The 4157-nt window shown below is 68.9% G+C and carries 5 protein-coding genes and 1 pseudogene; 5 read left to right on the top strand and 1 reads right to left on the bottom strand.

Features of this window, described 5'->3' with window-relative positions:
* Positions 1-337, bottom strand: a pseudogene (locus DQP56_RS23020) (hypothetical protein); the annotation flags it as partial.
* A gap of 140 nt (positions 338-477) precedes the next feature.
* Here DQP56_RS23020 and DQP56_RS23015 point away from each other — a divergent pair.
* The 5 genes from DQP56_RS23015 to ruvB all read left to right on the top strand — a co-directional run.
* Positions 478-1233 (top strand): YebC/PmpR family DNA-binding transcriptional regulator, encoded by a 756-nt coding sequence (locus DQP56_RS23015; RefSeq protein ID WP_112689343.1) that lies wholly within the window; start codon positions 478-480, stop codon positions 1231-1233.
* 5 nt (positions 1234-1238) lie between these two features.
* Entirely contained in the window at positions 1239-2048 is an 810-nt protein-coding gene (locus tag DQP56_RS23010; RefSeq protein ID WP_112689341.1) for a sulfotransferase family protein, read from the top strand.
* Positions 2049-2147: 99 nt separating this feature from the next.
* The gene (gene ruvC, locus DQP56_RS23005; protein ID WP_112689339.1) at positions 2148-2705 is read left to right on the top strand and encodes a crossover junction endodeoxyribonuclease RuvC; all 558 of its coding nucleotides are present in this window, start codon (positions 2148-2150) and stop codon (positions 2703-2705) included.
* Entirely contained in the window at positions 2702-3292 is a 591-nt protein-coding gene (ruvA, locus tag DQP56_RS23000; protein WP_112689337.1) for a Holliday junction branch migration protein RuvA, read from the top strand. The genes ruvC and ruvA overlap by 4 nt, the downstream gene beginning before the upstream one ends.
* 35 nt (positions 3293-3327) lie before the next feature.
* On the top strand, positions 3328-4157 hold an 830-nt coding region (gene ruvB / locus DQP56_RS22995; protein ID WP_112689345.1), incomplete at its 3' end, for a Holliday junction branch migration DNA helicase RuvB.

Here is a 4157-nt window from a genome sequence, read left to right as displayed (position 1 = left end):
CGGCGCCGCCGTTGGGGTTCGCCGCCGTTCCCGCGTCGCCGTCGCCGATCAAATACAGCCCGAAGATCTGGTTGATGGCGGTGTCGATCTGCTGGCCGAGGTCGCTGTGGATCCAGTCCTCGATGCCGTCGTGGATCGGGTCGACGACCAGCTGCCGGAACGCCGTGTCGGCGGCCGCAGACCACATGTCCGGGTCGAACCAGGCACCGACGTCGACATCGTCGGCGCGGGCGCCGGGCGCACCGGCCAGCGTGGTCAACCCGGCGGCGACCAGCACCCCGACCGTCGTTGTGAAGCCGGCGACCCGGCCATGGCGTGTGGAGCGGGTATCGGGCATCGAGACCTCCACGCAATTGTGACCCAGCTCATAGTAAACGGCCGGCACCGCCCGCAAAGGTGCTCGTGCCGGAGCGTCGAGGCCGTGGCCGTAGACTTGTCGGGCGGACTTCTCTCCAGCCACAGTTAGGTAGGACGGCTATGAGCGGCCATTCCAAATGGGCCACCACCAAGCACAAGAAGGCCGTCATCGACGCCCGCCGCGGCAAGAACTTCGCCCGGTTGATCAAGAACATCGAGGTCGCGGCGCGCGTCGGTGGCGGTGACCCGTCGGGCAACCCCACGTTGTATGACGCCATCCAGAAGGCCAAGAAGAACTCGGTTCCCAACGACAACATCGAGCGGGCGCGCAAGCGCGGCGCCGGTGAGGAAGCCGGCGGCGCGGACTACCAGACCATCACCTACGAGGGCTACGGACCCAACGGGGTGGCGGTGCTCATCGAGTGCCTGACCGACAACCGCAACCGCGCCGCCAGCGAAGTGCGCGTGGCGATGACCCGCAACGGCGGCACCATGGCCGACCCGGGCTCGGTCGCCTACCTGTTCAGCCGCAAGGGCACGGTCACGCTGGAGAAGAACGGCCTGACCGAGGACGACGTGCTGACCGCGGTGCTCGATGCCGGCGCCGAGGACGTCAACGACCTGGGCGAGAGCTTCGAGGTGATCTCCGAGCCGGGCGATCTGGTGGCGGTGCGCACCGCGCTGGTCGACGCCGGCATCGACTACGACTCGGCCGAGGCCAGCTTCCAGCCTTCGGTCAGCGTCCCCGTCGACGTCGAAGGCGCCCGCAAGGTGTTCAAGCTGGTCGAGGCGCTCGAAGACAGCGACGACGTTCAGAACGTCTGGACCAACGTCGAGCTGTCCGATGAAGTGCTGGCCGCCCTCGAGTCCGAGTAGCGCCGGTGGCGACGATTCATTTCATCTCGGGCCTGCCCCGGTCGGGCTCGACGCTGCTGGCCGCGCTGCTGCGGCAGAACCCACGATTCGAAGCCGGGATGTCAGGCCCGCTGGCCGGATTGTTCGGCGCCCTGCTCGGCGAGATGAGCGCCCGCAACGAATTCTCGGTGTTCATCGACGACGCCAAGCGGGAGCGCATCCTGCACGGGCTGTTCGACAGCTTCTACGCCGACTGCCCCGCCGACGTGGTCTTCGATACCAACCGGGGGTGGTGCGGCTGGATGGCTGCGGTCTCGCGGCTGTTCCCGGATGCCAAGGTGATCGCCTGCGTGCGGGAGTTGCCGTGGGTGGTCGACAGCATCGAACGGCTGATCCAGCGCAACGTGTTCACGCCGTCGTCGATCTTCGGCTTCAACCCCGGCGGCACCGTCTACACCCGCGCCAACGGCGTGGTGGGACAAGACGGCATGGTCGGCGCGGCCTACGACATGCTCAAACAGGCCTGTTTCGGCGCACAGCGCGACCGGCTGCTGGTGGTGCAGTACGAGACGCTGACCGCCGACCCCGCCCGCACCATGCGGGCCATCTACGACTTCATCGGTGAGCCGATGTTCGAGCACAGCTTCGACCACATCGACTACGACGTCACCGACTTCGACGAGCGGGCCGGCACGCCGGGGTTGCACACCGTGCACAGTGAGGTCAGGGCGCAGCCCCGCGAGACCATCCTGCCCCCGGACCTATTCAAGCGGTTCGTCAACGACGCGTTCTGGCGCGACCCGGCCGCCGTCCCGGCGGGTTTGCGGGTGGTGTGACGGCGGCCGGATCCGCTGCCGCCCCGCGTGTCCTGCCCGCGACTGTCGCCTGCACCCGCTACTGTTCGAACAGATGTTCACTACGGTAGGGAGCTGGCGGTGCGGGTGATGGGTGTCGACCCCGGGCTGACCCGCTGCGGGTTGTCGGTGGTGCAAGGCGGCAGCGGACGCCAGGTCGTCGCCCTGGACGTCGACGTGGTGCGCACGCCGGCCGATCAGCCACTGCCGCAGCGGCTGCTGACGATCAGTGATACCGCCGAGCACTGGCTGGACACGCACCGCCCGGATGTCGTCGCCGTCGAGCGGGTGTTCTCCCAGCAGAACGTCTCCACGGTGATGGGCACCGCCCAGGCCGGCGGGGTGATCGCACTGGCGGCCGCCCGCCGTGGCATCGACGTGCATTTCCACACGCCCAGTGAGATCAAGGCCGCGGTGACCGGCAACGGCTCGGCCGACAAGGCGCAGGTGACGGCGATGGTCACCCGAATCCTCGGATTGCAGCAGAAGCCCACACCCGCCGACGCGGCTGACGCGCTGGCGCTGGCGATCTGCCACTGCTGGCGTGCCCCGATGATCGCGCGGATGGCCGCCGCCGAGGCAATGGCCGCCGAGCAACGGCGCCGCTATGCCGCCAAGCTCAAGGCGGCCCGGGCATGATCGCTTCGGTTCGTGGCGAGGTCATCGACATCGCACTCGACCATGCGGTGATCGAGGCGGCCGGGGTCGGCTACAAGGTGATGGCCACTCCGGCGACGCTGTCGACGCTGCGTCGCGGCACCGAATCCCGGTTGATCATCGCGATGATCGTGCGCGAGGACTCGATGACGCTGTACGGGTTCCCCGACCCCGACGCGCGGGACCTGTTTCTGACGCTGATCGGGGTGTCGGGGATCGGGCCCAAGATCGCCCTGGCGGCGCTGGCGGTCTACGACGCGGCCGCGCTGCGCCGGGTGCTGGCCGACGGCGACGTCACGGCGCTGACGCGGGTGCCCGGGATCGGCAAACGTGGCGCCGAGCGCCTGGTGCTGGAACTGCGCGACAAGATCGGACCGGTGGCGGCCCCCGACGGGGCCGTGTTCAACGGCCATGCGGTGCGCGCACCGGTGGTGGAAGCCCTTGTCGGCCTGGGGTTTGCGGCAAAGCAGGCTGAAGACGCCATCGACAAGGTGCTGGCTGAGTCCCCGGACGCCAGTACGTCCGACGCGCTGCGCACCGCGCTGAGCCGGCTGGGGAAGACCAAGTGAGCGGTTCAGCGAGCCGCGACGGGGGAGAGGCGAAGCTGGGACCGCCGCAAAAACCCGGCCCGGCTGATGACCGCGAGGTGTCGCCGGCGTTGACGGTCGGCGAGGGCGATGTGGATGCGGGCCTGCGCCCGCGCAGCCTGGCCGAATTCATCGGCCAGCCCCGGGTGCGCGAGCAGTTGCAACTGGTGATCGAGGGCGCCAAGAACCGTGGTGGCACACCGGATCACATCCTGCTGTCGGGTCCGCCCGGGCTGGGAAAGACGTCGCTGGCGATGATCATCGCCGGTGAACTGGGCAGTTCGTTACGGGTGACGTCGGGGCCCGCGCTGGAACGTGCCGGCGACCTGGCTGCGATGTTGTCGAATCTGGTCGAGCACGATGTGTTGTTCATCGACGAGATCCACCGCATCGCCCGGCCCGCCGAGGAGATGCTGTATCTGGCGATGGAGGATTTCCGGGTCGACGTCGTGGTGGGCAAAGGCCCTGGGGCGACGTCGATCCCGCTGGAAGTGGCGCCGTTCACGCTGGTCGGGGCGACCACCCGATCCGGCGCGCTGACCGGCCCGCTGCGGGACCGGTTCGGGTTCACCGCGCACATGGATTTCTATGAGCCGGCCGAACTGCAGCTGGTGTTGGCGCGATCGGCGACGATCCTGGGCATCGAGCTCGGCGATGAAGCGGCCGCCGAGGTTGCGCGGCGCTCGCGGGGCACCCCGCGGATCGCCAACCGGCTGCTGCGCCGGGTGCGGGACTACGCCGAGGTGCGCGCCGACGGGGTGATCACCCGCGACGTGGCCAAGGCAGCGCTGGCCGTTTACGACGTCGACGAGCTGGGGCTGGACCGGCTCGACCGGGCGGTGCTGGC

The sequence above is a fragment of the Mycolicibacter senuensis genome, assembly GCF_003284925.1.
Taxonomy (GTDB): Bacteria; Actinomycetota; Actinomycetes; order Mycobacteriales; family Mycobacteriaceae; genus Mycobacterium; species Mycobacterium algericum_A.
This window is presented reverse-complemented; position numbering and strand designations above follow the sequence as displayed.